22 protein-coding genes and 1 pseudogene are annotated in these 25582 nt (G+C 64.1%); 8 read left to right on the top strand and 15 right to left on the bottom strand.

Annotated elements, in window-relative coordinates:
• Nucleotides 1-36 precede the first annotated feature (36 nt).
• On the top strand, nt 37-342 hold the full coding sequence (locus J2Y68_RS16800) for a hypothetical protein (RefSeq protein ID WP_309994946.1): 306 nt from the start codon (nt 37-39) through the stop codon (nt 340-342).
• 11 nt (nt 343-353) lie between these two features.
• Here J2Y68_RS16800 and J2Y68_RS16795 read toward each other — a convergent pair whose 3' ends face one another.
• The gene (locus J2Y68_RS16795; RefSeq protein WP_309994944.1) at nt 354-986 is read right to left on the bottom strand and encodes a DedA family protein; all 633 of its coding nucleotides are present in this window, start codon (nt 984-986) and stop codon (nt 354-356) included.
• A 53-nt stretch (nt 987-1039) separates the two neighbouring features.
• On the opposite strand from J2Y68_RS16795, the gene J2Y68_RS16790 reads away from it, so the two are divergent.
• On the top strand, nt 1040-1591 hold the full coding sequence (locus tag J2Y68_RS16790; protein ID WP_309994942.1) for an O-acetyl-ADP-ribose deacetylase: 552 nt from the start codon (nt 1040-1042) through the stop codon (nt 1589-1591).
• A 98-nt stretch (nt 1592-1689) separates the two neighbouring features.
• Here the strand turns inward: J2Y68_RS16790 and J2Y68_RS16785 are convergent.
• Nucleotides 1690-2880, bottom strand: a pseudogene (locus J2Y68_RS16785) (amino acid permease); the annotation flags it as partial.
• A 188-nt stretch (nt 2881-3068) separates the two neighbouring features.
• On the opposite strand from J2Y68_RS16785, the gene J2Y68_RS16780 reads away from it, so the two are divergent.
• Nucleotides 3069-3548, top strand: coding sequence for an Lrp/AsnC family transcriptional regulator (locus J2Y68_RS16780; RefSeq protein ID WP_309994940.1), 480 nt, complete (start codon nt 3069-3071; stop codon nt 3546-3548).
• A 7-nt stretch (nt 3549-3555) separates the two neighbouring features.
• Here the strand turns inward: J2Y68_RS16780 and J2Y68_RS16775 are convergent, their stop codons facing one another.
• Nucleotides 3556-4485 (bottom strand): pseudouridine synthase, encoded by a 930-nt coding sequence (locus J2Y68_RS16775; protein WP_309995060.1) that lies wholly within the window; start codon nt 4483-4485, stop codon nt 3556-3558.
• Between the two features lie 141 nt (nt 4486-4626).
• On the opposite strand from J2Y68_RS16775, the gene J2Y68_RS16770 reads away from it, so the two are divergent.
• Nucleotides 4627-5277, top strand: a complete 651-nt coding sequence (locus tag J2Y68_RS16770) for an ArsR/SmtB family transcription factor (RefSeq protein WP_309994939.1) — start codon at nt 4627-4629, stop codon at nt 5275-5277.
• A complete protein-coding gene (locus J2Y68_RS16765; RefSeq protein ID WP_309994937.1) occupies nt 5270-5962 on the top strand; it encodes an SRPBCC family protein in 693 nt (230 codons plus the stop codon). The genes J2Y68_RS16770 and J2Y68_RS16765 overlap by 8 nt, the downstream gene beginning before the upstream one ends.
• A 7-nt stretch (nt 5963-5969) precedes the next feature.
• On the opposite strand, the gene J2Y68_RS16760 is transcribed toward J2Y68_RS16765, so the two are convergent.
• Nucleotides 5970-6545 carry a TetR-like C-terminal domain-containing protein gene (locus J2Y68_RS16760; RefSeq protein ID WP_309994935.1) on the bottom strand — a complete coding sequence of 192 codons (576 nt, stop codon included), beginning with the start codon at nt 6543-6545 and terminating at the stop codon, nt 5970-5972.
• Between the two features lie 102 nt (nt 6546-6647).
• On the opposite strand from J2Y68_RS16760, the gene J2Y68_RS16755 reads away from it, so the two are divergent.
• The gene (locus J2Y68_RS16755) at nt 6648-7160 is read left to right on the top strand and encodes a DUF4188 domain-containing protein (protein ID WP_309994933.1); all 513 of its coding nucleotides are present in this window, start codon (nt 6648-6650) and stop codon (nt 7158-7160) included.
• Here the strand turns inward: J2Y68_RS16755 and yczR are convergent.
• Nucleotides 7157-8611, bottom strand: coding sequence for a MocR-like transcription factor YczR (gene yczR / locus J2Y68_RS16750; protein ID WP_309994931.1), 1455 nt, complete (start codon nt 8609-8611; stop codon nt 7157-7159). The genes J2Y68_RS16755 and yczR overlap by 4 nt on opposite strands.
• A 61-nt stretch (nt 8612-8672) precedes the next feature.
• Here yczR and yczE point away from each other — a divergent pair, with 61 nt between their 5' ends.
• Nucleotides 8673-9317: a membrane protein YczE gene (yczE, locus tag J2Y68_RS16745; RefSeq protein WP_309994929.1), complete on the top strand. Its 645-nt coding sequence runs from the start codon at nt 8673-8675 to the stop codon at nt 9315-9317.
• Here the strand turns inward: yczE and J2Y68_RS16740 are convergent.
• The 3 genes from J2Y68_RS16740 to J2Y68_RS16730 are packed head-to-tail and all read right to left on the bottom strand — an operon-like array spanning nt 9314 to nt 12960.
• Nucleotides 9314-10573 (bottom strand): glycoside hydrolase family 26 protein, encoded by a 1260-nt coding sequence (locus tag J2Y68_RS16740; protein ID WP_309994926.1) that lies wholly within the window; start codon nt 10571-10573, stop codon nt 9314-9316. The two genes, yczE and J2Y68_RS16740, sit on opposite strands and share 4 nt — an antisense overlap.
• Before the next feature lies 1 nt (nt 10574).
• Nucleotides 10575-11012, bottom strand: a complete 438-nt coding sequence (locus J2Y68_RS16735; protein ID WP_309994924.1) for an STAS domain-containing protein — start codon at nt 11010-11012, stop codon at nt 10575-10577.
• A 52-nt stretch (nt 11013-11064) separates the two neighbouring features.
• Entirely contained in the window at nt 11065-12960 is a 1896-nt protein-coding gene (locus tag J2Y68_RS16730) for a glycosyltransferase family 2 protein (protein ID WP_309994922.1), read from the bottom strand.
• A gap of 334 nt (nt 12961-13294) precedes the next feature.
• Between J2Y68_RS16730 and J2Y68_RS16725 the strand changes: the two genes are divergently transcribed.
• Nucleotides 13295-14557, top strand: coding sequence for a ricin-type beta-trefoil lectin domain protein (locus J2Y68_RS16725; protein WP_309994920.1), 1263 nt, complete (start codon nt 13295-13297; stop codon nt 14555-14557).
• A gap of 205 nt (nt 14558-14762) precedes the next feature.
• On the opposite strand, the gene J2Y68_RS16720 is transcribed toward J2Y68_RS16725, so the two are convergent.
• The 7 genes from J2Y68_RS16720 to J2Y68_RS16690 form a co-directional block, all read right to left on the bottom strand.
• Nucleotides 14763-15593 (bottom strand): DNA-formamidopyrimidine glycosylase family protein, encoded by an 831-nt coding sequence (locus J2Y68_RS16720; protein ID WP_309994918.1) that lies wholly within the window; start codon nt 15591-15593, stop codon nt 14763-14765.
• Nucleotides 15586-20559 carry an Lhr family ATP-dependent helicase gene (locus tag J2Y68_RS16715; protein WP_309994917.1) on the bottom strand — a complete coding sequence of 1658 codons (4974 nt, stop codon included), beginning with the start codon at nt 20557-20559 and terminating at the stop codon, nt 15586-15588. Before J2Y68_RS16715 ends, J2Y68_RS16720 begins: the two co-directional genes overlap by 8 nt.
• Nucleotides 20560-20615: 56 nt before the next feature.
• The gene (locus J2Y68_RS16710) at nt 20616-21254 is read right to left on the bottom strand and encodes a DUF4232 domain-containing protein (protein WP_309994916.1); all 639 of its coding nucleotides are present in this window, start codon (nt 21252-21254) and stop codon (nt 20616-20618) included.
• A gap of 105 nt (nt 21255-21359) precedes the next feature.
• Entirely contained in the window at nt 21360-22097 is a 738-nt protein-coding gene (locus J2Y68_RS16705; RefSeq protein WP_309994915.1) for a YcnI family copper-binding membrane protein, read from the bottom strand.
• Nucleotides 22098-22194: 97 nt separating this feature from the next.
• Nucleotides 22195-22815: a hypothetical protein gene (locus J2Y68_RS16700; RefSeq protein WP_309994914.1), complete on the bottom strand. Its 621-nt coding sequence runs from the start codon at nt 22813-22815 to the stop codon at nt 22195-22197.
• A 125-nt stretch (nt 22816-22940) separates the two neighbouring features.
• Nucleotides 22941-23498, bottom strand: coding sequence for an SRPBCC family protein (locus tag J2Y68_RS16695; RefSeq protein WP_309994913.1), 558 nt, complete (start codon nt 23496-23498; stop codon nt 22941-22943).
• A 91-nt stretch (nt 23499-23589) separates the two neighbouring features.
• On the bottom strand, nt 23590-25572 hold the full coding sequence (locus J2Y68_RS16690) for a serine/threonine-protein kinase (RefSeq protein ID WP_309994912.1): 1983 nt from the start codon (nt 25570-25572) through the stop codon (nt 23590-23592).
• Nucleotides 25573-25582: the final 10 nt, after the last annotated feature.

Raw genomic sequence — 25582 nt, 5'->3', positions numbered from 1 at the left:
TTCAGGGCCACACAGAACGGGCGCTAGGGTAGTTGGATGCCTTCGTTCCAGACCAAGCTGAAGATCACTGGCCTCAAGCCGGGCAACCCGCCGGAGTCAGTCATGGCCGCGGCTGTCGAGGCCCTGGAGACCAGGCACCACGTGGAGTCGAACCAGCTGGACATCGTGAGCGGCGTACCCCAGATCAGCTTGCGTTTCACTGTCGGCGACCGCGATTACGCTGGTGAGAACGACGAGGCCCGGACGTCGGCCGCCATGATGCGTGACGCCGTCGAACGCGTGGCGCTGACCGGTAGCCTTTACGTGTTGCGCCGTAACCGCGGCCGATGGTCGCCCATCTAGGGCCAGGGGCGCTACTCGGGCCTGGGCGCGTCGCCGTCGTATGGCTCATCTACCGGTGAACGGTTGCCGCGGCGCCTCGTGACGATCAGGCCAACCACCACTCCGATGACCAACCCAACGCCGACGCCGATCAAGGAGCTGGCCCAGAACGGCAGCTTGGTTGTGGAGCCGGTGAAGTAGCCCAGGCCCACCTGCCAGACGGCCCACAACATGGCGCCCATGGCGGCGCAAAGGCTGAAACCGCGGATTGAGACATTGGCGATGCCCGATGCGGCGGACGTGGCGAGCCTGCCACCGGGGATGAACCGTCCGCCGATGATGGCGCCGTACGTTGAAGAGCGGCCTGCCTTGGCGATGGCAGCATGGATTCCGCGATGGACGCGCCTGCCCCACGACCAGCGATCCAACACGTGGCTGATGCGCCGCTTGAACAGCATGAACACCGCCATGTCACCCAGCCAGGAAGCGAAGGCAGCAAGGAAGAGGATCAGCCAGAAGTTCGCGTGACCGTCCGCAGCGAGCGCTCCACCGGTGATGACGACCATCTCGGAGGGGATCGGCGGGAAGAAGGCATCGCCCACCACGATGGGTATGACCCACAGGTAGATCGCGGATCCCCACGTCTCCGGGGCGGTGATGTCCATGGCCACAAGGTACCGCACTTGCTGCCCACCCCGCTCTGGGCGAGACTGTCGCCATGCGCATCGACATCCTGCACGGCGACATCACCACCCGCCCCGTGGACGTAATCGTCAATGCTGCCAACTCGTCCCTGCTCGGTGGAGGGGGAGTGGACGGCGCCATTCATCGGGCAGCCGGCCCGGAACTCCTGGAAGCGTGCCGGGGGCTTAGGCGTTCGGAATTGCCCGGTGGGTTGCCTGTGGGAGCAGCTGTTGCAACAGCGGGTTTCCGCCTCCCGGCACGTTGGGTGGTCCACACTGTGGGGCCCAACCGGCATGCCGGGCAGACGGATCCGGCGCTGCTGGCATCGTGCTTTGGCAAAAGCCTGAAGGCGGCGACTGGACTTGGTGCCCGGTCGATTGCCTTCCCCGCGATCAGCGCCGGAATTTATGGTTGGGATGCCCGTCAGGTCGCGGAAGTGGCGTTCGACGCCGTGAGGTCCTTTTGGTCGTCACCGGGTGCCGGGTCAGGCAGCCCGCTGGAGTTGGTGGAGTTCGTGCTGTTCTCCGAAGATACGACGGCGGTCTTCCGGGCCGCGTTTGAAGCCTCGCCGGGTTCCGGGGCCTGACGTTTGCGTCGCTGCACCAGGAAGTACAGGACCGTCACGAGGGCCAAGGACGGCAGGCCAAAGACCAGGGTCATGTTGAATGCCTCTGTTCCCAAGGTGCTGACGGCGATTGCGAACATGAGGATCGCGCCCAGGATGGTTCCTGCCGGGTAGAAGCGTGTTTTGTAGGAGAGTGCTGTGCCAGTGCGTTTCATGCTCCTGCGGAAGAACCAGTGCGTCACAAAGATCATGAACCAGGTGAACATTGCGCCGAACATGGAGATTGCCATCATGAATGTGAAGGCAGTCTCGGGGAACATGGCGTAGACGACGGTGGCGATTGCGATACCAGCGGTTGAGAGGATCAGGGCATTCACTGGGGCGCCGTTGCGGCGCAGCTTGCCGAAAATGGCGGGTGCGTCGCCGCTGCGGGAGAGGCTGAAGATCATCCGGGTGGAGATGTACAGCTGGCTGTTCATGGCTGAGAGCGCAGCGATGATCACAACGAATGTGAGCAGGCTGTCGGCGAAAGGGATGCCAAGGTTCTGCATGACGGTCACGAAGGGGCTGCCGCCAGACAGGATTCGGCTGACAGGTGCGATGGCCAGGATCAGGGCCAGGGTGACGATGTAAAACAGCAGGAGACGGACGATGGTGGTGCGGAACGCCTTCTTCACGGCGGTGGCGGGGTCCTTGGCCTCACCGGCGGCGATGGCGATCATTTCGATGCTTAGGTAGCTGAAAATGGAGACGATCACGGCGAACCAGGTACCGGACAGGCCGTTGGGGAAGAATCCGCCTTCGGCCGAGTAGTTCTGGAAGCCGGTGCCGTCGGTTCGGGCTCCGAAGACGATGTATGCGCCGAGCACTATGAAGGCGATGATTGCAAAGACCTTGATGCTGGAGAACCAGTATTCCAAAGTGCCGAACACCTTCACGTTCATGGTGTTCACCCCGATGAGTGCCGCCGAGAAGAAGACCACCCACAGCAGTGACGGGACATCCGGGAACCAGAGCTTCATGTATTCGCCTACCGCTGTGACCTCGGTCCCCACAGCCAGCACGATGCAGGACCAGTACATGTACTTGACAAGGAATCCGGCCAGTGGGCTGACGTAATGCTCGGCGAAGGCGCCGAATGAACCCGACGTGGGGTGTGCCACTGTCATCTCGGACAGGCTGCCCATCAGGAGCAGGGCGATCAGCCCGCCTATGGCGTAACTGATGATCACGCTGGGACCCGCCAAACCTATGGCGAACTTGCTGCCTAAGAACAGCCCGGTGCCGATTGCGCCGCCCAGCGCAATCATTGTCATCTGGCGTGAAGTGAGCTGCTTTTTCAGCCCGCCTTCACGTTCCTGGATCTTGTCGAAACCGTCCATCACGACCTCCTCGTCGATTCTGCAAATCGATTCAAGATAGAATCCAGTCCAATGTCCTGCCAACGATTCTGAAGAATCACAAAAAGAACAGGTGGTGTTTCGTGTCCGATTCAGCTGTGAACCGAACACCAGCTGTGGTTCCGAATCCCGTTCGGCTGGATGGAACAGACCGCCTGATCCTCAGGGAACTGATGGCCGACGCCCGGATTCCCAACAATGTGCTGGCTTCCAAGGCCGGGATTGCGCCGTCAACCTGCCTTGGCCGGGTCCGGGCGCTCAAGGACGCCGGTGTTATCCGGGGTTTCCACGCCTCCGTTGATCTTGAGGCATTGGGTTTGCTGGTCTACGCGCTGATCTCCATCAGGGTGAACCCGCAGGCCCGCAACAAGATGCTGGCCATCGCGCAGCGGCTTAAGGCGCTGCCGAACGTGCAAAGTGTATTCCTGCTGGCTGGCGACCAGGACTTCCTGGTGCATGTGGCTTGCGGGACACCGACGGAATTGCGGGACTTCATTGCTGTCCACCTCGCATCGGATCCCGCCATCGCCAACACGCAAACCAACCTGGTGTTCGATCACCTGACGCCGGGGGAGTAGTGCCCCGTCAGTCGTGCGCTTCGCTGAGCTCCAACTGGCTCCGGTATTCCACGGACTTCCTGCTGATGGGGTCCACGAAGGTGATGCCGCGGGCCAGTAGCTGGAGGGGCTTGGCGTAGTTGTCCGGCGCTTTGTCCAGGAGGTCCGGGTAGAAGGCGTCGTTGACGATTCCTAGTCCGAGTGAGGCCATGTGCACGCGCAGTTGGTGGGTCTTTCCGGTGTGCGGTTCCAGCCGGTACAGCGCGCGTTGGTGGTTGCCGGCGTCGAACGTTCTTGTCTTTTCGATTCGCGTTTCGGCGTTTGGTTCGCCGTCGATGACTTCGGCGAGCAGGTAGCTGCGGGACTTGGTCATGCGGTTGCGGACTACTGCGGGGAAGTCGACGGCGGGAAAGCCGGGGGCAGGTGCCGCGGCGGACACGCACTCGTATTCCTTCTGGACCTGGCGCTTCTCGAAGAGCACCTGGTACTTGCCTCGCGTCTCCGGGTTGGTGGAGAGCAGCAGGAGGCCGGCGGTCATTCGGTCCAGGCGGTGCATGGGGATCAGGTCCGGGAGGTCAAGCAGGTTTCGGAGGCGGACCAGCGCGGACTCCTGGATGTAGGTGCCGCCCGGCGTGGTGGGGAGGAAGTGTGGTTTGTCGACCACGAGGATGTGCTCGTCCTGGTGGAGGATGTTGATTTCCACTGGGAGGCGGGTCTCCGGAGGGAGTGTGCGGTAGTACCAGATGAAGGTGTGGTCCTCGAGCCTGGTGTTGCGGTCCAGGGGGGTGCCGCCTTCGCCGACGATCTCGCCGGCGTCGAAGCGGTCCTCGATGCCCTGTGGGTCGATGTGTCCCCAGCGATGCATCATGTAGTCCATCGCAGTGCTCCAGGGGCCCTCGTCCGGGAGGCGGAGGCGGGTTGCGTTCACGCCGTCGCGCACGGGGAGGGGGGATTGCATCACGGGACAATTCTACCGGTGCTGCGTTGCGGGGCCCGCTCTGCGTGCCTGGGTGGCCCGAATGGGCGCAGAGCGGGCCTCACAACACCGAACAGAAAAAAGTTCTTGACAAGAAAAGTTGTCGGTGAACATACTTGAAGCATGTTGGACATCGAAGTGATCGAGGACCCGGCCGCGGCCGAAGCATCGCTGGACCCGATCCGCACTCGCATCCTCCAGGAGCTCGTTGAGCCCGCGTCCGCCACGCAGCTGGCCGGCAGGGTTGGACTGCCACGGCAGAAGGTGAACTACCACCTCAAAGCCCTCGAAAGGCATGGGTTGGTGGAGTTGGTGGAGGAGCGCCGCAAGGGCAACGTCACCGAACGGGTGTTGCGAGCCACCGCTGCCTCCTACGTCATCTCGCCCGCCGCACTGGCCTCCGTGGCGCCGGATCCACGGCGTTTCGCTGACCGGTTTTCGGCCTTCTGGCTGCTCTCGCTTGCCGCGCGCACAGTCCAGGAGATGGGCAAGCTCATCGCCGGGGCTGCCGTGGCCAGGAAGAAGCTGGCCAGCTTCGCTATCGACGGCGAGATCACCTTTCGCTCGGCCGCAGAACGCGCAGCGTTCGCAGAAGAGCTCGGGGTAGCGGTGACCCGGCTCGTGGATAAGTACCACGACGGCGGTGCTGCCGCAGTGGCGGGCGGGGCACGCAAGCACCGGCTCGTCGTCGTGCTCCACCCCGCACTCAAGACCCCCGCAACGGAACAATCAGCCTCCGGGCAAACAGCAGAAAAGGACCAAGGCAATGACTGACAACCGGAAATTCGAAATCGTGGCGGACGCCGAACTGCCGGGCACGCCGGAGCGGGTATGGAACGCCGTTACCGCAGACACCCCAGCCTGGATGTTTCCCACGGACCAGTGGCCGGCCGTGAAGACGGTGGAGGAGTACCCCAGCCACCTTGTTTCCCGGATGGATGGACCGGACGGCTGGTTCAACCAGTTGGAACACGTCCTTGAACCTCTCGAAGGCGGCCGCGCCAAGCTGCACTACGTCCATAGCGGCATCTTCGCGGACAACTGGGACGAACAGTATGACGGCGCCAGCAAGCACACTGAGTTCTACCTGCACACCCTGGGCCAGTACCTCCAGCACTTCGACGGCAGGCCCGTGGTGTTCACGGACATCCAGGGCCCGGCGACTTCCCAGGTTCCCGACGGCTTTGTGCAACTGAAGAAGGCACTCGGGATGGATGGCGTTGCTGCCGGTTCGCGTTTCGACGTGGACGTCGACGGCGTTGGCCGCTTGAGCGGCGAGGTGGACTTCGCCAACCAAAACTTCCTGGGCCTGCGGACCGCGGACACCATGTATCGCTTCTTCGGCCGAAATGCTTTTGGTGCTCCCGTCGGCATGACTGTGCACGACTTCAGCGGTTCCGGGGACTCCGAACTTACAGCCAAGACCTGGGGCGGATTCCTCGAAAAGGTCTACGCGTAAGGGCTGCTTAGGCGGCCCAGGCGCGCGCCACGGACGCGAGTGCGGTTTCGTAGATTCCGGGCCAGTCAGTGGCGGGGTCGTTCATCTGGGCCAGTTCCAGGCTGACCAGCCCATGGACCTGGCCCCAGATGGCCATCGCAACTACTGCGGGGTCTTCGGCGCGGAGCCTCCCCGCGGCCTGCGCCTCAGTGACCGCTTCCACCAGGGGGAGCATTGAATCCGAGGCGACGTCCGGCGTCGGCTTGCAATCCACATAGGCGGCCAGCGCACCACCGAACATGAGCCGGTAGAGGGCTGGGTGCTCAAGTGCCCAGGCGCGATAGGCCCTGCCGAGTCCCTGAAGACCGCCGTGGGCGGCTTCGCGTTGGGACTCGCCGAAGGTCCGGAAACCGTCGTCGACGGCGGCTGTCAGTAGTTGGGCTTTTCCGCCAAAGAGGGAGTAGATCGCGGTGGTTGAAGTGTCGGCTGCGGCGGCTACGTCCCGGAGGGTCACGCGGGCCGGACCTTCGCGGTCCACGAGTTCTGCGGTGACCGCCAGTAGCCGACGCCGGACCTGGAGATCATGAACAATGGGTCTTGCCATGCCTCCATGTTTCATAACATTGTTTCATAACGACGTTATGGAACTCGAAAAGTAATGAAACCAGGAATCTGACAGTGGGGTTCCTCAACCGAAGGAATTCACATGGCAAAGGAAATCTTCCCCGGCCGTTTCACCGCGGACATCGGGCGCGACACGGTCACTGTCTTCCTCATCGGGATGCGCGCCAACAGGTGGTGGAAGATGGGGCGTGTTGCCCAGGTGGCGTCGGCCATGACCACCATGCTTCGGCACTTGGCCACGAATCCAGAGGCCGGCCTGCTCAGTAGCGAGCAGTGGCTAGGGCGGACCACCATCCTGCTCACCTACTGGGAAAGCCCCGAACACCTGCGGCGTTTTGCCGCCGACAGGGAGTCGCCGCACCTGGCTCCCTGGCGGAAGTTCATGAAGGAAATGTCCGGCAACGGAGACGTGGGTGTGTGGCACGAGACCTACCAGGTTCCGGCGTCAGGCATTGAAGTGGTCTATAACGGCATGCCCCGGTTCGGCCTCGCAAAAGCCACGGCGCATGTACCCGTGGGTCCTGGCAGCAACACAGCCAAGCAGCGTATGGGCGCAGGGGTTGCCCGAACAGAAGCCGCCCGAATAGAAGGCTAGGCCACTGCCTCCGCCGCGGGACGTTCAGACTTGAGGGACCGTCGAAGGTGGGGCGAGGAGTCCAGCTTGTCCTGCGCTCCACGCAGGGCGAGGACTGCGAACTCCAACTGCTCAGGCGGCAAGGTGTAGGGGACGCGAAGGAAATGTTCAAAGGCTCCGCCCACGCCAAACCTGGGGCCGGCCGCCAATCGAAGCCCGAAGTCCGGCGCGAGGATGGTCAGCGCCGTGCTGCAGGGACTGGGCAGGCGGCACCATACGGTGAGTCCGCCCCGTGGCCGCTCCACTTCCCAGGCCGGCAGGTGTTCAGCCAGCAAGCCGAGGAGTGATTCCCGGTTGTGCCGCAGCTCCTCCAACCTGGCATCCAGGGGTTCGGCGAAGGATTGCACCAGCCGGGCTGCCGCCAGTTGCTCAACAACGGGACCGCCCAAATCCATGACGGTCCTCGTGGCCACAAAGCGGGAAATCAGGGCCTCATCGGCACGGATCCACCCTGTCCTGAGGCCCGCCCAATGGGATTTGCTCAGCGATCCTATGGACACCACGGCGGGACCGAAGGCCGACATCGGCGCGGTCCGGACGCCGTCGAGGTTTAATCCCCGGAGCGTTTCGTCCACCACCAGGACTGTGCCCGAGTCCCCGGCCGCGCGCACCAGGCGCCGACGTTGCAGATCGGACATGATGCGGCCTGTCGGATTGTGGAAATCCGGGACGAGGTAGGCCATCGCGGGTCGTTGCTGGTTCATGGTGGCCACCATGGCATCGATGTCCCAGGCTGGTGAGGCCCCCGCCGGCAAAGCGACGGGAAGGGGTTTGCAGCCCGCGGCCCGGATGGCGTCCAAGGCGTTGGGGTACGTGGGGTGCTCCACCAAAACCCGGTCCTGCTTGCCGGCCAGGGTGCGCAGCACAATGTTGAGGGCGTGTTGGGCGCCGGAAGTGACCAGGATCTGGCCCGGCCTGGTGGGTACTCCGTCTGCTGTGTACTTGTCCGCGATGGCTTCGCGGAGCGCCGGAACTCCTACGGCGTCGTAGCCAAAGCCGGGCAGGAGCGCGGGCAGTTCGGTCAGGGCGTCGGCGAAGGCACGATGCACTACTTCACCGGCAGCCGGCAGGGAGGCGTAGGCAAGATCGAGGAGGCCGTCGGGTACTGCCAGGCCGGGCGCACTCGCGGGGGCGGTGCGGTGGGGGATGCACGTCCGGCCCCGGCTTCCCTGGCCCGCGGTGAGGAACCCTTGCTCGCGGAGGTTCGCGTACGCGGCTGTGACGGTGGTCCGGCTCAGTCCAAGGGTCTGGGCCAGTGCCCGCTCGCTGGGCAGCGCGACGTCCAGTGGGATGCGCCCGTCCATCACCAGCAAACGCACGACGTCGGCCAGCTCGCGGTAGGCGGGCAGGGAGCCGGAGTTCCAGGAGCCGAGGAGCCGAACGAGGGCGGTGGGGTTCAGTGAGCCGGACATAAGACCAGTATTGCAAACTGGCTATGGAATACAAGGCCAGTTTTCCGTGACGATGGATTGCATGATGACCCGAAGAATCACTCAACTCCTGATCGGCCTCGCACTATATGGCATCTCCCTGGCCATTTTCATCCGGGCCGGCCTTGGCTTGGACCCTTGGGACGTTTTCCACCAAGGCGTGGCCACCAAGACCGGTTTCAGCATTGGCGTGGTGGTCATCGCAGTCAGCTTTATTGTTCTCCTCCTGTGGATCCCGCTGCGGCAGATGCCCGGGATAGGTACCGTTGCCAACGCCGTCTTGGTGGGCCTGTTCGCTGACCTGGGACTCTGGCTCATCCCGGCGGTCTCACACCTGGGCGGGCAGATCGCCATGCTGGCCGGAGCCGTGATCCTGAACGGCATCGCTTCTGCCTGCTACATCGGTGCACGTTTGGGGCCCGGCGCCCGTGACGGCCTGATGACCGGCCTGGTTCGTCGCACCGGCTGGTCGGTGCGCCTGGTCCGCACCGGCATCGAGGTTACTGTCCTGGCTGTGGGCCTCCTGCTGGGTGGCTCCGTGGGCGTGGGTACCGTTGTCTACGCCCTGGCCATCGGTCCGATCGTCCAAGTGTTGCTTCCCAGGTTCATGGTGCCCGAGCCCGTGCCCGCGCCGGGCTCGGATCCAGGCAGGGAAACAGCCACCACGGAAGCCGCTCCCGCCGCCTAGCGACACGCCTCCAAATCCTCCCCGTACCGCAACCAGTCCGGCAGGTCCTGGGTCAGCGCGTCACGGATGGCGGGCGATCCAGCGCTCCGCCAGTCGACGTCGTCGTTGATCTCAATCTCGTACTTCTTCCACTCGAACCAATTGATCATCTTCAACTGCGGATACTTTTGGTGCGTTTCGGCGGAAAAGACCTGGCGCCACCAAGCACGTTTGACGTCCAACTCGGAGGCCCCGCCGCGCGCAGGCGTGAAGATCGCGGCGGTCTCCGGGATGGCCACCGGCCGGTTGTGGTCCACGCCGTACACCTGGTAGAAATCCGGCACGGAACTGTCGTCGCCCGCCGTGCCGTTGTAGGTTCCGTTGAGCATGGCCAGGAACTTGCCCGGTTCAGCAATGTCGTTGTTTCCCCAAGGGCGCTGGTTGCCCCAGTGGTACAGCGACACTCCCACCCAGTCCACCGCGTCATCCCCCGGATAGTAGGGCGCATACGTGTCATCGGCCATGGTGAGGGTGCCGTCATGGTCAGTATCAAGCGCGGCGAAGTCCGGGGTGCCCGGACGGGCCGCGTACTGGCCACCGGTAAACGGATAGCCGCCCCCATAATTTGGCGCCCACATCATGGACGTGCCCGGCGCCTGGCTGTGCACGGCCGCCGCTACCTTACGGAAAACCTCCACATAGCGCGTCGGCTGCTGGCCCCAGGAATACCAGGAACCGTTCATCTCATGCGCAAAACGTACGACGACGGGCGTCCCCTGATCGTTGATGGCACGTAAGTCGGTGGCCAGCTTGGCGATCACCTCATCGCTCATGGTCGCCAAGCCGCCGTGCGGCTCCAGTGTCAGGAGCAGCACCCCGCCCGTCGCCCGGACCTGCGTGACGGCATTGGTGGTGTGCGCCCATGTTTCGTCGTCGTAGGGAATGTCGGAAAACTGCACCACGACTGCGGGGTCGTGCCCAAGATTGGCCTTGTGTTCGGCCAGGGTTTCGGTGTCCCAATCCAGGTTCACCCCGAGGAGCACGCCATCTTCAGGGATGATCGATGCCGCGTCGCCGGCCTTGCACAACGACAACGCCTGCACGATGGGAACCACCTCCTTGGAAGCGAAACCCAGCCCGGTAGCCGCCAGCGCTGTCACCAGCAGGGGAGCAACCAGGCTGGCTCGCCTCCGTTTGCGGTCCGGGTGCCCGGTGAAAGTGGGGGGAGTTGGCTTCTGCCGTGGCGGCCGCGGCACTACCGAGGTTGCGCGGGCCATGTCAGCCCCAACCCAAGCCACGACGCCGTCGGGCGAAGAGCGTGAGCCACCGGAATCCGGGCGCCTGGTGGCGTGCGCGCTCGAGTCTCTGGCCGCCGTCGACGGCTTCTTCGCGGGTGCCATAAATGCGGGCCACTTGCCCCAGATGGGCCTGGAGGCGGGTAGTTTCCAACGCTGCGGAGCTTCCGAAAAGGCGTAGGTCTCCACCGCGGGCGCGCAGGAGATGCAACACCTCAAGAAGGCCAACGACGCCGGAAGCGCCAACGCTTGTCACTGCCGCCACATCCAGCAGGACCAGGACGGGCCCGTCAGTAGCGGCCTTTGCAGACTCTTGACGAATGGCCAGGACGGTTGCTGCGTCCAAGGCGCCGGTGAGGGTCAGGTTGAAGGATGACAGGGACGTGGGCGTGGTGTTTGAAGCACGGGAAAGTGTGGACATGATGGTCGCTCCTGGCTGGGGGTTGGAACGGCGTTATGGGGGATGTGAGTGATCAGCGCCTGGCAGGCGGAGGGGTGAGCGTAGTTGCACCGAGGACGCTGGTGAGTTCATCGGGAGAAGGCATGGGATCCACCTGTTCCACTCCCGGGCCCCGGTACCTTGCGGCGCCGATGACCACGCTGAGCAAGGCAAGGTCCAAAGCCACCCAGGCGAGAGTGATGAGAGTCGGGTAAAGCGGTGCCTCGGCAGCGGTGACGCGGGCTATGCCGATGCCCGACGAGATAACCAGCACGGCCATCGCCACCAGCTGAAGCCGGACGTGATGGAAACCGCGTCCTGCCGCCTGCTTGCTCTTGGCCGTGACGGAAAACGTCAGATGCTTGCCCAGGAAGACCGCCGCAGCACCTGAACAGGTGGCCGCGATCCAGGTGGGGAAGAGCGCGAAGGACCACTGCTGGCCGCGCCACAAACCCTTGGACCCGTTGCCCGAAACCTGGAACAGGAGCTGGCATGAAAGGAAGAACGGCAGGAACAGGCAAAAGAACACCACCGGACTCGCCGTGAGGGGGTATGTGCCGGCCACCAGGAAAACCACCGGCGCCGCAATATAGCTCAGGGCGGCGAAACCGTTCAGGTAACTGGTCATGGTGCCCAAATACATGAGGCGCTGCGCCAGCGTGAGCCCACGCAGGAACAGCGGATTGTCATTGAAAAACACCTGCATGGTGCCGGCTGCCCAGCGGTGGCGCTGGGATAACATGGTGGACACATCCTCCGGGGCCAACCCGTGGACCAGGATTTCATGGTGGTAAATGCTGCCCCACCCCATGGCGTGAAGGTGCATGGCCGTGGCCATGTCCTCCGTAATGGTGGTGGTGTCCATCGGGTGGATGGCTAATGCCTGGTCGGTGTGGGCAACGTCCACCGACTCCAGGACAGCGTCGAGTTCCGGCACCACGTCCTCCGTGGCATCCGGGGCAGCCAACGCGGCCGCATGGAAGGAAACCCGGAGCTCGAACGTGATCTCCGCCAGTACATCGCCCCGGCGGAGCTGTTGTTCGGCCCGGGTAACCGCTGCCATGGCCTGTTCCACCACCGGCATGGCGGCCGGATGACGACGGCCCAGTTCCCCAAGGAGGTCCTGCAGCCGGGACCGGCCCCTGCGCAGGGCACTCCAGGTGTGCTCGGTGGCGGTCCGGGTGTAGCGCGTCAGGCCCAAGGCCATGAGGGCTTCCCTACGCAGGACCGCATTCGAACCGCAGAAGAACGCCGCGTCCCAACCGTCCTTGCCCTGCTGGATGGGTCCATAGAACAGTTCGGCCTGGCTGCCCAGAGGGTCCCGGTCCGGAACATTCCAGAAGTGCTGCGGGGTCTGGACGAAGGCCACTTCTTCGGCATCGAAGTAGCCGAGGACCCGGTCCAGGAACCGTGGTTCCGGGACTTGGTCCGCGTCCAGGATGGCCACGAATTCACCCGTGGTCATGGACAGTGCGTTGTTGACATTGCCCGCCTTGGCGAACCGCTGCCGGCCGTCCCACTCGGGACCACGGGTAATGTAGCCGACGCCGATCTGCCGGGCTGCGCTCGCGAACCCGCTGCGGTTCCCGTCGTCCAGGATCCATGTTTCGTGCGGATACTCCATGTCCCTGGCGGCGATCGCGGTCTTGAGGACAAGCTCAAGCGGCTCGTTGTAGGTGGCAATGAAAACGTCCACCGTCCGGCCCGGCAGGGCAGGCGGGGGCGGTGGCCGCCGTCGTGCGTTCCACATGGTGACGGCGTACAAGGTTGACTCGCCCAGGCTGTACGTTTCCGCGGCCACGAGTGGCAAGGAGATCCACCACGCGTCCCATGCGACGGTTCCTGACCAGCGCCAACTGATGTAAATCAATCCAAACGAAACCACGAGGACCGCAAGGATCCTTACCAATATCTGCTTGTGAATGCCCATGTTTAGCCTCCGGGTAACTGCTGGGGAAAAGGCAAAGGCGCGGCAGGCTGTCCCTACGCCCTGAAGGCGAAGTTGGGAGGACACGGCTGACGCGCCTGGAGCATGCATCGTTGATGCTCAGAGGAAGGAATTCAGTTGCGAACGGAATTTCCCTGAGCCACAGACTTGTTGGGCCAAGCCGATGGTTCCTCTTTCCACTTTCTCCCGCCTACATTTCGTCGCCGTTACGGGACTGATAAGTACTTTCGCGTTGATTATTTCCTCGCAGTGACATTTTGCGTGTCCTACCCAAAAGGCTTGCGCGCCGAATGACAAGGCAGTCAGAGTTGCCTTCATGAAGCGAAGACTCACGCCCTGGGTGATGGTCATCGTCGGATTTACCCTCATAGCGACACTCATCGCTCCTGAGCCTCCGGCGCTGGCAGCCGCCGGCATGCCGGCCCCTGGCCCGCTGGTGTGGAGCGATGAGTTCAACGGTCCCGCCGGAACCGCCCCGGACAACAGCAAATGGCTCCACGACACAGGAGGGTCGGGGTGGGGCAATGGCGAACTGCAGTACTACACCAGCAGTACGCGGAACGCTGCCATGGACGGCCACGGAAACATGGCCATCACGGCACGCCGCGAGAATCCCGACAACTACACCTGCCACTACGGAACATGCCAGTACACCTCCGCGCGGCTGTTGAGTGCGGGGAAGTTCAGCCGGAACCAAGGACGCTTCGAGGCACGACTCAAGCTGCCCAAAGGACAAGGAATGTGGCCCGCGTTCTGGATGCTGGGCGACAACGTCTTCACGGACGGCTGGCCCAACAGCGGCGAACTCGACGTGATGGAGAACGTCGGCAAGGAACCCGGAACCATTTGGGGAAGCATCCACGGCCCAGGCTATTCCGGCGCCAACTCGGTCAATGCCAGCTACACCCTGCCCAACGGCAAAGCCCTGGGGGACGCATTCCATACCTTCACCGTGGACTGGGGGCCGGAGTCCATCACCTGGTACATCGACGGCATTCCGTACTCGCATAAGACCAAAGCCAGCGTTCCAGGGCCCTGGGCTTTCGACCACAATTTCTTCCTTCTGCTCAACCTCGCCGTTGGCGGCAACTGGCCCGGAGCGCCGGACCCCGGGACGGCGTTACCCCAATCCCTGCTGGTGGACTACGTCCGGGTTTACGAACTCGCGGCCGCCCCATCGCCACCGGCCGCCGCAGCCAGCGTCCGGATCCAGGGTTACGCGGGCAAATGCATCGACGTCGCTGGCCGCCAGGCCATCGACGGTTCCCAACTCCAGTTGTGGGACTGCGATACCGCCGCCTCCGAACAATGGACTTTTGCGGGCAACGGGACCGTGCGGGCATTGGGCAAATGCATGGACGTGGCGTGGGGCTCCACGGCCAACGGTGCGCGGGTCCAGCTGACTACATGCAACGGAAGCGCGGCGCAGCAGTTCGTTCTTAACTCCGCCGGGGATTTAGTGAACCCACAGGCCAACAAATGCGTGGACGTCGCGGACTGGTCATCTGCGAATGGTGCACGCCTGCAACTATGGGATTGCGCCGGGTCCGCCAACCAAAAATGGTGGCGGACGGTGTAGAAAAACGTCCGACGGCGGCGCACACGTAGCGCGGGTCCGGCGACTATTGCTGGGGCGGCTGGGGAGCTTCCTGGAATAGTCGGCGGGACCTTTGCGCGAAGCGCGCCGCCGTCGCGGCGGTTACCGATGTGCCCGGCCGGGACGGTGCCCGGCCGGGTCACGGTTTCTGATGCTGGGCTGGCTACAGTGTTTGGTGCTGGGCCTGCTACGGCGCCGGCTGGCAGCGCGGACAGAAATAGATGTCCCGTTCCTCGGTTCCGTCAGGGCCGGCCAAGAGACCGCGCCGAACCGTGGTGCCGCAACGCCTGCACGGCTGGCGCTCCCTGCCATAGACCCAGTAGCCGGGCCGCAAGGCGCGGGGCCCCAAAGTAGTCCGGCGGCCAGGTCCAAGGTTTTCACCCAGGAGACGTTTGGCGTCGTTGACTGTCCTGGCCAGGTCAGGCACTTCACCGAGCGGCAGCGCCGGATGGATGCCGGAGAGGAAACATGCTTCACATCGGTAGATGTTGCCAATCCCTGCAAGCTTCCGCTGGTCCAACAGGGCGAAACCCACAGTAACGCCCGGTTCGGCCCGTAGCCTGCGTAGTGCTTCTTCTTCGTCCCAGTCCGGACCGAGGAGATCCGGGCCAAGATGTCCAACGATCTTTTCTTCCTCCGCCGTCGGCACAACTTCCAGGATGCCCAGCGAGAACCCCACCGCGTCAGCCGCGGCCGTGCGCAGGACGCACCGTGCCGTGTGGCCGGGCTTGGTCCAACGACCACCCGGTGGGTAGATCATCCAGTTGCCCTCCATCTTGAGGTGGGAATGGATGGTCAGTTCCCGGGGCTTCCTGCTGGCACCGGGATCTTCGTCAACCGGTCCGGCCGTGCGCATGAGCAGGTGCTTGCCCCGGGGGACCACTTCCTTCATGGTCCAGCCTGACAAGTTGAGGGTGGCGAAGCGTGGCACACGGAAATCCGACGCTGTGATGATTTGTCCGGCCAAAGCTTCGTTCAACCGTGACGCGGCCCGCCAAATGGAATCGCCTTCAGGCACGGATCCGCAGTCCCTTCGGAGTTGAGTACGCGCCTGCCGCCGCCAGGGCAACCGCGATGGGTGTTTCCAGGAGATCGTGGCCATTGACCTTCTCCATGAAGAGTTTGTCCACTGCTCCCCGCCGCACCACGTCCACCAACGCCTGGGCGGCGACCGTCAGCACAAGCTCATCCTGGCTGAAAGTGAGTAGCGTCTTACCGCCGCGTTCCACGTAAAGGACCAGCGCGCCGTCGACCATGACCACCAGCGCCCCGGCTTTTCGCCCCGGGCGGTGGCCGGACCCGGCGTCGACCGACAATGCCGGCCAGGGGAGCGCGGCACCGTAGGGGTTGGCTGGGTCCGTGGCGGCGAGTGCCAGCGCGGACGGTTCCGCCTTGGAGATGCGTGCATCCTCCGTGAACGACCGCAGGCGGTCCACGGTTGCGGGGACGGCGAACTGCGCAGCCCCCAAATGCTCGATGAAGTACCCGCGCCGGCATCGTCCGGCTTCCTCAAGCCGTGCAAGGACCTTATACATGAGCCCAAAACCGCCCAGGATGTTCTCAGCCATCACCGAACCGCGGGTTACGACGCCGTACCTGTCCAGCAGCAGCTCAGCTGTGCCCCGGGCATGGATGGTGGGGTCAAGCTCCGGCGCAGGCAATGCGGACCAGCGGCCGACGGCTGAAGGCGGCGCGGGTGCAACACCACCTGTTACTGAGCCATAGCGGCCACCGGCGAGTCCGGGTGATCCCAGCAGCCCTGTCCCGTGGGAACGGCCGAGCCTGCTCATGCGCGGTGCACGCGCCCTCGGCGCCTTGGCGACCTGGCGGTGGGCTGTTTTCCCGCCGGCAATCATGGCACGGACGGGGGCGAAAGTATCTCCAGTGACCCGCCCGGCCCAGACAAGGTCCCACAGCGCCGTCACCACGGCATCATCACTGAGCACCGTATCCATGCCACCAGCCACGTCCGTGAGTTGCCGGAAGAAGTAGCCGCCGCCCGCGCTGAAGTGCTCAAGGAGGCGCTGTTGGGCATCCCCCGGTTCGAAATCGGGAGAAGGATTGAGGGTCAGCTCCGCGGAGTCGGCAACGTGGAGGCTGATCCAGCCGTCGTTACCGGGCAGGGACCCGGCCCCGGACCAGAGGAGCTCTCCGGCGGCCATCAGTTCGTCAAGCATGGCGGGCTTGTAATCCGCCACCCGGCTCGCGAGTACCAACGGTTCCCATGCTGACGCCGGGATGGGCACGCCGGACAGTTGGTCCACGGCCGTGATGATTCCGTCCAGCCCGCGCAATGCCTGGCTCCGGGACTTGCCCGGTGTAGTCACGTTTTGCCACTCGGGAAGGAACCGACCATACGCGGCCGTGTCCACTGGTTCTACTTCGGCCCGCAGCGCAGCCAGCGAGCGACGCCGCAGCTTCCGCAGGACCTCGGCATCACACCATTCGCTGGCGGGAGGGGCGTCAACGGACATGAGCCCGGGGTCCGTTGCTTCGGCGGTTTGCTGTTCGGCCACTGCGTGCGGACGGAACTCGCCTTCTACCACGCGCCCATCGCCGGCCAGTCGCTTCAGCGCGCCATTGACGACAGCGACGCCCAGCCCCAGCCTGGTGGCAGCCTCGGCTGCAGTAAACGGTCCGTGGGTGCGGGCATACCGTGAAACGAGGTCGCCCAGGGGATCGTGGACCGGCTCAATGAACGCGAGGGGCACGCCCATGGGCAAGGGAACGCCAATAGCGTCGCGCAGCCTGGCCGCGTCCTCCACCGCAGCAAAGCGTTCGACTCCGCCGATTGTCACCTTCAGCGCGCGATTCGCTTTCTGGAGTGCGGCGAGGTGAAGGCTGGCGTCAGCAACGCTGCCGTGTGGTGCTGCCGCGGGGGTTTCCTCGATGTGGTCCGGATCCTCGGGGTCCGTTGGCTGGTCCAGAGCCGGTTGCAGGGAGGGTTCAGCCTGCTCCTGTCCTTGAAGCCGTTCCGCTACTTCCTCAACGCTGAGCGGGCCAAGCAGACGCAAAAGGTCCGCCACCCCCTCCATGGCACGAACCCGCCTGTCAGGCAGGAGCCGTTGCAACTCCAGCTCGGTCCGGTCAATGACGGACGCGTCCAGGAGTTCACGGAGTTCCACCCGCCCCAGGAGCTCATTGAGGAGTGTGGAGTCCAGTGCCAGGGCAGCGGCCCGCCGTTCGGCGAGCGGTGAATCGCCCTCGTAAAGGAACTGGGCCACGTAGCCAAACAGGAGGGACTTGGCGAACGGGGAAGGCTGCTGCGTGGTCGTTTCCACGATCCTGAGCTCGCGGCGCTCCACCGATGCCGCAATGTCTTTGAGCGCGGGCAGATCGTAAACATCCTGCAGGCACTCGCGGACTGCTTCGAGCACGATAGGGAAGGAAGGGTATTTCTTGGCGACGTCCAGCAACTGGGCAGAGCGCTGGCGCTGCTGCCAAAGTGGTTGCCGTTTGCCGGGGTTCTGGCGGGGCAACAGCAGTGCCCGGGCTGCGCATTCCCGGAACCGGGAAGCGAACAGGGCGCTGCCGCCCACTTCCGTCGTGACGATCTGCTCGAGTTCCTCGGGATCGAAAAGGAACAGGTCAGCGCCAGGCGGTTCGTCTTCCATCATGGGGACGCGCAGCACAATGCCGTCGTCCGCTGCCATGGCCGAACCATCCAGGCCGTAACGCTGCTGCAGGCGCTGGCCCACGGCTAGTGCCCACGGGGCATGAACGGGCATCCCGAACGGGCTGTGGAGGACAACGCGCCAGTCTCCAAGTTCGTCATGGAAGCGTTCCACCACCAACGTGCGGTCGCTGGGGACGATCTCCGTGGCTTCCTTCTGCTCCCTCAAGTACTGCAGCAGGTTGCTGGCAGCGAAGGCATCCAGCCCGCTGGCCTGGCAACGCTCCATGGCGGGTGCTTCGTCAGCGGCTGAAAGTTCCCGGATGAACGCCCCCAATGCGCGGCCCAGATCCACGGGACGGCCCAGCGAGTCACCCTTCCAAAAGGGCAGCTTGCCGGGTTGTCCGAAGGCGGGCGAGACCAGGACGCGATCGTGGGTGATGTCCTCGATCTTCCAACTGGTGGCGCCCAGGGCGAAGACGTCGCCCACCCGGGATTCATAAACCATTTCTTCGTCGAGTTCCCCGACGCGGCGTCCGCCCTTCGCAGCACGGGCCGAAGCAGTGGGCTCACTTCCGTCCGCGCTGCCGGGGGAGGAGGATCCCTCAACCTCGGTGCCGATGATGTACACACCGAACAGCCCACGGTCCGGGATGGTGCCACCTGAAGTAACGGCAAGGCGCTGGGCGCCAGGCCTACCCTCAATGGTCCCGGCGTGACGGTCCCAAATGATGCGCGGCCGGAGTTCGGCAAATTCGTCGGAGGGATAACGTCCAGCCAACAGGTCCAGCGTTGCTTCGAAAGCGGAGCGGGGAAGGCTCGCGAACGGCGCAGACCGACGCACTGTGCTGAACCAGTCCTCCACGTCGATGCTGCCCAGGGCGGTGGCGGCAACCGTCTGCTGGGCGAGGATGTCGAGCGGGTTGGCCGGAATGCTCAAGCGCTCGATCTGGCCGCTGAGCATACGTTCCACGGTGACGCTGGTATGCAGGAGGTCGGCGCGGTGCTTGGGGAAGAGTACGCCCTCGGAAATTTCGCCTACCTGGTGTCCGGCGCGGCCGACACGCTGGAGGCCACTGGCCACCGAGGGTGGTGACTCAACCTGGATGACCAGGTCCACGGCCCCCATGTCGATGCCAAGCTCCAGCGACGACGTGGCCACAACGCAGCGCAGCCTCCCGGATTTGAGGTCGTCCTCGATCATGGCCCGCTGGTCCTTGGACACCGAGCCGTGGTGTGCCCTGGCCAGGACCGGGTCCGCGCCGGTGGTACTGCCTGCCTGCGCCATCATGTGCGCTGGAGTCGCTGTGGATGCCGGCACTCCCGGGTTGTCATCCGGTGCCGCCCACGCTCCGCCTCCCACTGCCATGAGTTGGCGTTCGGCGTAGATCTCGTTAAGCCGGGCCGTTAGCCGCTCCGACAGCCTGCGGGAATTGGCAAACACAATGGTGGACTGCTTGGACAGGACCAGATCCACGATCTGTTCCTCCACATGCGGCCAGATGGAGGCCTGGGGTTGCAAACCCGAGGCCGGACCCGAGTCGAACGCCCCTGCCGCACCCTGGAGGTCCGACATGTCCTCAACAGGCACAGTAACTGTCAGGTTCCAGTTTTTCTTGGACGGAGGTGCGACGATCTCCACGGGCGCCTGGCCCGCCAGGAACTGCGCCACCAACTCACGGGGTTGGACCGTCGCAGAGAGGCCAATGCGCTGTGCGGGCTTCGGCAGGAGCGCATCCAGCCGTTCAAGCGATACCGCCAAGTGCGCACCGCGCTTGGTGCCGGCTACAGCGTGAACCTCATCAATGATGATGGTGTCCACTTCGCTGAGCGTTTCCCTGGCCCGGGACGTCAGCATGAGGAATAGGGATTCCGGAGTGGTGATAAGGATGTCCGGCGGGTTGGTCAGCAGCGTTCGGCGATCTGCCGCCGTCGTATCACCGGAGCGGACCCCGACAGTCACCAGCGGCGCCGGAAGCCCCAGCCTCTTGGCGGTCTGGGTGATGCCGATCAGCGGTGCGCGGAGGTTGCGCTCCACGTCCACGCCCAAGGCCTTGAGCGGTGAGATGTAGAGGACACGGGTCTTGGTTTTGGGGCGCTTGGCCCGGCCTTTGCCGTTGGCTGGAACCGTTTCGAGTCCGGGCAGCGTATCCGTTGGAGTGGCATGCAGCCGGTCCAAAGCCCAAAGGAACGCGGCGAGGGTCTTGCCGGAGCCCGTAGGCGCCACCACAAGGGCATGGGAGCCGGAGGAGATCGCATTCCAAGCGCCATCCTGCGCGGGCGTGGGCTCGGAAAAGGCGCCTAGGAACCATTCCCTGGTTGCCTGGCTGAAACGGCTGATGGCGCCCTCCGACGCCTGCGGCTCCTGCATTCCTCCATCATGCCCCACGGCTCCGACAGAATTAGCCGCAGCCGTGGGGGAGACAGCTAGACGGCCTGGAAGGCAGTGACGGTCAGGAGCTTGATCCCGGCATTGCTGCAAGCATCGTGGGGTTCGGCAACAAACAGCGAAGCCGTGTCATTTGGAGGGTAGATCCGGAATCCTGCTGCGGCAACGCGCGCGCAGTCGCCGTAGTTTCCGGCCTGCGTGTAGCGGATTTCAGCCCAGGCAGACTTACCCGGCGCCAGCTCGATCTTAGTAACCGGTGTGGTGGTTTCACGCGTTGCTGGCTCGCCGATCGGTTCACCGCTGGCGTCCGCGGTCAGCGAAACACCTGCAAATCCTTCAAGGACGCAGGTGGCCGTGCCGGAGTTCGTCAGGATCAGCTTTTCGTAGACACTGCCTGCTGCTCCGCCGCCGGTTGCATCGGTTGTTGCAGTGAGCGATGCTGCCTTGCACAGCGCGGGGGCTGCGGGTGCGGCGGACGTGGCTGTCGCGGAGGGCGACGGCGTCATCGTGGCCGTTTGGGACGGCATGGACGAAGCCGACGCCGACGGTGTCGTGCTCGCGGGCGGGGCGCTGCTGGATCCCGCGGGGCTGGGGCTGGGCCCACAGGCCGCAAGGAGCAGCAATGAGGCTGCTGCCGTCGTCGTCACAAGTCCGGTTTTGATGCGCTGAGTCCACATGGGCACCAGCCTTGCTTTGGCCGCGACATGAGTCAATTCAGCCACGGCCAAGTGCGCGGATTGGCGCCCGGATCGTGATATTCCGGACGCCAACCCGTGGGGGCGCTACTTGGTGTCGGCCTTGGCCACGGCAGGCTTCGCCGAACGGCTGCGGAAGAAGGCAGCCCCACCCAGGCCGAGTCCGGCAATGCCCGCGATCAGGCCCGCCCAGCTGCGGGCCTGCGAACCGTCCTCAGTCACCACTGATGCTTGCTCGGTGGAGACGGCGGTTGCAGCGTGGTGATCTCCTGCTGCGTCAGCGGCAGTGATGGTGACAGACGGGGCCGGTGCTTTGAGCTCGTGCTCATCCTGGCCCTCCTTGGCGATTTCGGACCAGTCAGTTTGACCCAGCTCACACGTCTGGAGCGTGGGGAAGTAGATCGTCTTGCCTGCTGCATCCGGCAATTTCACCGACAGAACCAAGGCGTCACGAAGGTGCGGGTCCAGCGGGGTCTTGGCCGTGTACACGATCTGGCTTGTGCGCTTGGTGATGGTGGTACCGTCGTCCAGCTTCTTGGGCTCGGCGAGGGTTTCGCTGACCTTTTCGACCGACCAGTTGGGGTTGACCGTCGGCTGGGCGTCGGTCAATTCCTGAGGCAGGTTGATGGTCACCTTTGTAGTGGGGGAGGTGTCACAACCGTGCGGAATGCCGAACGTCACCAGTGCATACGAGTTGGCTGCGGTCTTGTTCGGATCGGCCGAAACGTGGGCGGACGCCCCTGCCAGGCCAGCCATCATCAGGGCGGCGGTTCCACCGGCTACAGCGGTTGCGGACAGGGTACGACGGATCGAGGACGTCTTCATGGGATTGCCTTTCGGGTGCGCCGGCTGAGGCGGCGCGGGTACGGGTTTGGAGCCCGTCACCATGCAAGGCTTGTGCTGGCTTTGGTGCCGGGCGGAACTAGGAAGGTACGACGACGGCGGGCGGCCCGCGTCGGCTGTCTTGCCTGAGGTTCCGCCAGGGGCGGGGGATGTAGACGCCAGGTGCGCCAACTGCGATTGGTGACGCACCGGCGTCGGGCCTGAACACCAAGGTGGGCAGGGCGAGCAGCGGCCGCAACCAGACCGCCAGCTGCCAGAGCGCGTCCTCGCCCTTGGCCAGCAGAACAGCCGAGCCGATGATGGCGATGACGTGTGCCATCAGCATCAGGGCACCAAACGTTCCGCTGAGTTCATGGATATGGGCTGAAGCAATGTCCAAGCTTGGGGGCGGGGTTTCCGTGCCCAGGTGGTGGCTCGTTCCGTGTGCTGCAGCCACGATCGGCCCAAGGGCGGTGAACGCCTCGTGGAGTGCGATTTGGCCCGCACCCAACAGCGCGACCATGGTGACGATGTTGAGTTTGAAACGGGTGGCCAATGTGGTGGCCAACGAGGTCAGCGCGATAAGGGCGATCAGGACCGGTGCCGTGGGAAGCTCTCCGCCACCTACGACGTGTGCTCCAGCTGCCAGGAGAACAATGACCAGCGAGACGCTGGCAGACCGCAAAGCATGAAAGGGTGCCCGGGGCTGCGATATGCGCACGGGTCCACCCCTAACTCTTGTGTTGGCGTCTCTGGGTTGCTGGTTGGTCAGCGTCTTGATTCTATCGGGAGTTCGGAACCGGTCCGGCCTCGGATGGGTAGCTATGTGGACAACTGAGCCGGGAGCTAACCCCTCGCGCGCCGAACAAAAGTGGGTTTGGGAGGTTCAGGTATATTCCCCGCCATGCCGGAACGACGACGGCGGAGCTCCAGTTTCAGGCTCTCTTCGCCGCGCGCCATTGCCCAGTGGTGGTTGGCGGAGAATGCCGGTTTGAGGAGCCAACTGAGCCGGCGAAGAAGCGGCTTGGCTGTGCTGACCCTCCAGTCGTAAGTGATGACAACTTCCGGTCCGTCGGTCTCGAAGGTCCAACGGCCCATGCCGTTGAGGTCTCCCGTGGCGGTGAGGGCGAAGCCGTCGATCGTGACTGGCTCGGTAACAGTGAGCCGCCAACGCAGCGTGTAGGGGAGCCAGCCTTTGGTGTGGAGATCGAACGAGGCTCCAACGCCGTCCGGCCCACCTGGGTCCAACGGCGTCACGGTGAGGTACACAGCGGGCCACCATTGTTTGAGCGTCGCGGCGTTGCCGAGGACGTCAACTACTTCCTCGCGGGTTCCCGCCACCCGCCAGACTGTGACGAACTCGTAGTCAGTGCTTTTGCTTGTTCGTTGCGGTGACTTGGCCATGATTGCCTCCGCTTCCCATGGTACCGAGGGTGGGATCTCGTGGCTTTAAAGTGCTTGAAAGTCGCGAAAGCCAACCCCTCGGCGTCGCAAGCTAGTCCCCTGCGTTCTCCCGCGACGTGATGCCGAATGGCGCGGACTGGAGTTCAGTGAAGTTTCCAACGCTGGCCCGCACGGTGCACTGGGGAGTGATCTGCAGGGCCGTGACGGTGAGCCCCGAACTGTCTACAGCCAACGCCCCGCCGCAACCATCGGCGAATCGCAGACCCTTCTCGCCTCCGGTCACGGCGGCGAGCATTTGTGACGGTTTGCCCGACGAAGGGCTGACGTAGAGCGGGTTCAACTCGTCGGCACCGCCCGCCCACACAGGAACCAAAGTGATCTTCAGAGGGCTGGGCGTCACAACCCGGGCAGGCGTGCGCACCTCCACGCCCTTCAGGCGTTGTACGGGGTAGGCCGTTCCCTTGACTGCCGGGTCCTGGGTTGCAGCCTTGGTTGCCTCGGATCCTGAACGCAGCCAAGCATCCAGAGACTTCTGGTCCGTTGGTGCGACGGGCACTTTGGCGGTCGCCTGGATGGACCCGCCTGCGGGGATCTCCATTCCCGAGAGCTTCCAGCCGCACTCAACATCCAGGCCGGTGATGGAGACCTGGTTTCGGCTCGCGGTAGCACCATCCCATGTGACGGCTGGGCATGCATCATTCTCAGCCAAGCCGGGGATGACCTCAAGGAATTCACCGGACAGCGGTGCTTTCTGTGCCGAATAGGACACCGTCAAGCGGACCTGCCCGGAGGACGGCTCGTACGCGGCGCTCCGTGAAATGGTCAGGCCCGTGGGTGTGGCCGGGTCCTGCAACTGCGTTGACAACTGCTGTCCGGCGGGCGTCGGCGCTGCCTGCGGACTGGTGGGGGACAGGAGGATAAAGCCCACCACCATTGCCACGATGAGGAGAACCGCGCCCGCGGCCAGAAGCAGCGCCTTGCGTGTCCGCCAAAAGGGGGTGGTGTCCTTCTCCTCCGGACGATCGTCCATCCGGGATTGGACCTCACGGCGTGGCATGGGCCGGGCGATGGTGGCGCTGCCCGCCTGCCCAAGGTCCGGAACCACGGCATCGACGCCGGCAGCCGGGGCCGCCGCGAAGGCAGCGAGTTCGTCGTCAGTAAAGGCTCCGCGGACCACAGTGGCGTGACGTTCGACGTCGTCGAAGTCTTCCGGGGCTTCCACCCGGGCGATCGGGGCGGTACCGGCCAGTTTCGGTGCCAAACGCCGGAGCATCGAAACAGCCTCACCTGCCGTGGGGCGCTGGGCGGGATCCTTGGACAACAGTTGGTCGAGGATGCCCCACAGCGCTTCATCCACCGGAATGCGGGGCGGACGTGAAGAAACATGCCGGTAGGCAACACTGAAATCTGTTCCCGGTCCGGCGAACGGCGTACGGCCGGACAAAAGTTCGTAGAGCAGGACGCCCGTAGAGTAGACGTCGCCGAGAGGGCCGGACCGGCCTTGGCTGATGAGTTCAGGAGGCATGTACTGCGGAGTGCCGATCAGGCCAGTGGTCTGACGGATTTTTTCGCCCACAACATCGGAAATGCCGAAGTCGGAAACCCGGATGTCTCCGGTTTCACGCTCGGACCACGGACGAGCGAGGAGCACATTGTCCGGCTTGATATCCCGATGCGTTACGCCGCGCGAATGGGCGAATGCGAGGGCGTCGAAGATTTCAGCGGCCACGTTTACGGCATCTTCGGGTGCCAGCGGTCCGGCTTCCTTGACCACATCACGCAGCGAACCGCCCGCGATGAAGTCCATGACGATGGCAAGCCGTTCACCTTCCACCACCATGTCCCGCACGGTGACAATGTGGGAGTCCTGTAGGCCGAGCAACACCGATCGCTCGCGGACGAACCGCTCCACCAGGGACGGGTCATCGGCGTGCTCGGGGCGCAGCACTTTGGCTGCCAAGGTGCGGCCGTCCGTGGAGGTGACGGTCCAGACCTCGCCCACGGCGCCTGAGCCCACCCGCTCGCCGAAGCGGTAGGAGGCTCCCAGCGCCTGCCCAGTTTGTGCCATTTGCATGCGTACTCTC

Origin of the sequence: Paenarthrobacter nitroguajacolicus (assembly GCF_031455195.1) — a bacterium.
Taxonomy (GTDB): Bacteria; Actinomycetota; Actinomycetes; order Actinomycetales; family Micrococcaceae; genus Arthrobacter; species Arthrobacter nitroguajacolicus_D.
This window is presented reverse-complemented; position numbering and strand designations above follow the sequence as displayed.

Excerpts from the sequence above, each read along its gene's own strand:
- J2Y68_RS16715 (WP_309994917.1), bottom strand. The coding sequence starts at position 20,559 with ATGCAGGAGCCGCAGGCGTCGGAGGGCGCCATCAGCCGTTTCAGCCAG.
- J2Y68_RS16730 (WP_309994922.1), bottom strand. The coding sequence starts at position 12,960 with ATGGGCATTCACAAGCAGATATTGGTAAGGATCCTTGCGGTCCTCGTG.
- J2Y68_RS16795 (WP_309994944.1), bottom strand. The coding sequence starts at position 986 with ATGGACATCACCGCCCCGGAGACGTGGGGATCCGCGATCTACCTGTGG.
- J2Y68_RS16710 (WP_309994916.1), bottom strand. The coding sequence starts at position 21,254 with ATGTGGACTCAGCGCATCAAAACCGGACTTGTGACGACGACGGCAGCA.
- J2Y68_RS16760 (WP_309994935.1), bottom strand. The coding sequence starts at position 6,545 with ATGGCAAGACCCATTGTTCATGATCTCCAGGTCCGGCGTCGGCTACTG.
- J2Y68_RS16755 (WP_309994933.1), top strand. The coding sequence starts at position 6,648 with ATGGCAAAGGAAATCTTCCCCGGCCGTTTCACCGCGGACATCGGGCGC.
- yczR (WP_309994931.1), bottom strand. The coding sequence starts at position 8,611 with ATGTCCGGCTCACTGAACCCCACCGCCCTCGTTCGGCTCCTCGGCTCC.
- J2Y68_RS16690 (WP_309994912.1), bottom strand. The coding sequence starts at position 25,572 with ATGCAAATGGCACAAACTGGGCAGGCGCTGGGAGCCTCCTACCGCTTC.
- J2Y68_RS16740 (WP_309994926.1), bottom strand. The coding sequence starts at position 10,573 with ATGGCCCGCGCAACCTCGGTAGTGCCGCGGCCGCCACGGCAGAAGCCA.
- J2Y68_RS16735 (WP_309994924.1), bottom strand. The coding sequence starts at position 11,012 with ATGTCCACACTTTCCCGTGCTTCAAACACCACGCCCACGTCCCTGTCA.
- J2Y68_RS16725 (WP_309994920.1), top strand. The coding sequence starts at position 13,295 with ATGAAGCGAAGACTCACGCCCTGGGTGATGGTCATCGTCGGATTTACC.
- J2Y68_RS16765 (WP_309994937.1), top strand. The coding sequence starts at position 5,270 with ATGACTGACAACCGGAAATTCGAAATCGTGGCGGACGCCGAACTGCCG.
- J2Y68_RS16800 (WP_309994946.1), top strand. The coding sequence starts at position 37 with ATGCCTTCGTTCCAGACCAAGCTGAAGATCACTGGCCTCAAGCCGGGC.
- J2Y68_RS16770 (WP_309994939.1), top strand. The coding sequence starts at position 4,627 with ATGTTGGACATCGAAGTGATCGAGGACCCGGCCGCGGCCGAAGCATCG.
- J2Y68_RS16695 (WP_309994913.1), bottom strand. The coding sequence starts at position 23,498 with ATGGCCAAGTCACCGCAACGAACAAGCAAAAGCACTGACTACGAGTTC.
- yczE (WP_309994929.1), top strand. The coding sequence starts at position 8,673 with ATGATGACCCGAAGAATCACTCAACTCCTGATCGGCCTCGCACTATAT.
- J2Y68_RS16775 (WP_309995060.1), bottom strand. The coding sequence starts at position 4,485 with ATGCAATCCCCCCTCCCCGTGCGCGACGGCGTGAACGCAACCCGCCTC.
- J2Y68_RS16790 (WP_309994942.1), top strand. The coding sequence starts at position 1,040 with ATGCGCATCGACATCCTGCACGGCGACATCACCACCCGCCCCGTGGAC.
- J2Y68_RS16705 (WP_309994915.1), bottom strand. The coding sequence starts at position 22,097 with ATGAAGACGTCCTCGATCCGTCGTACCCTGTCCGCAACCGCTGTAGCC.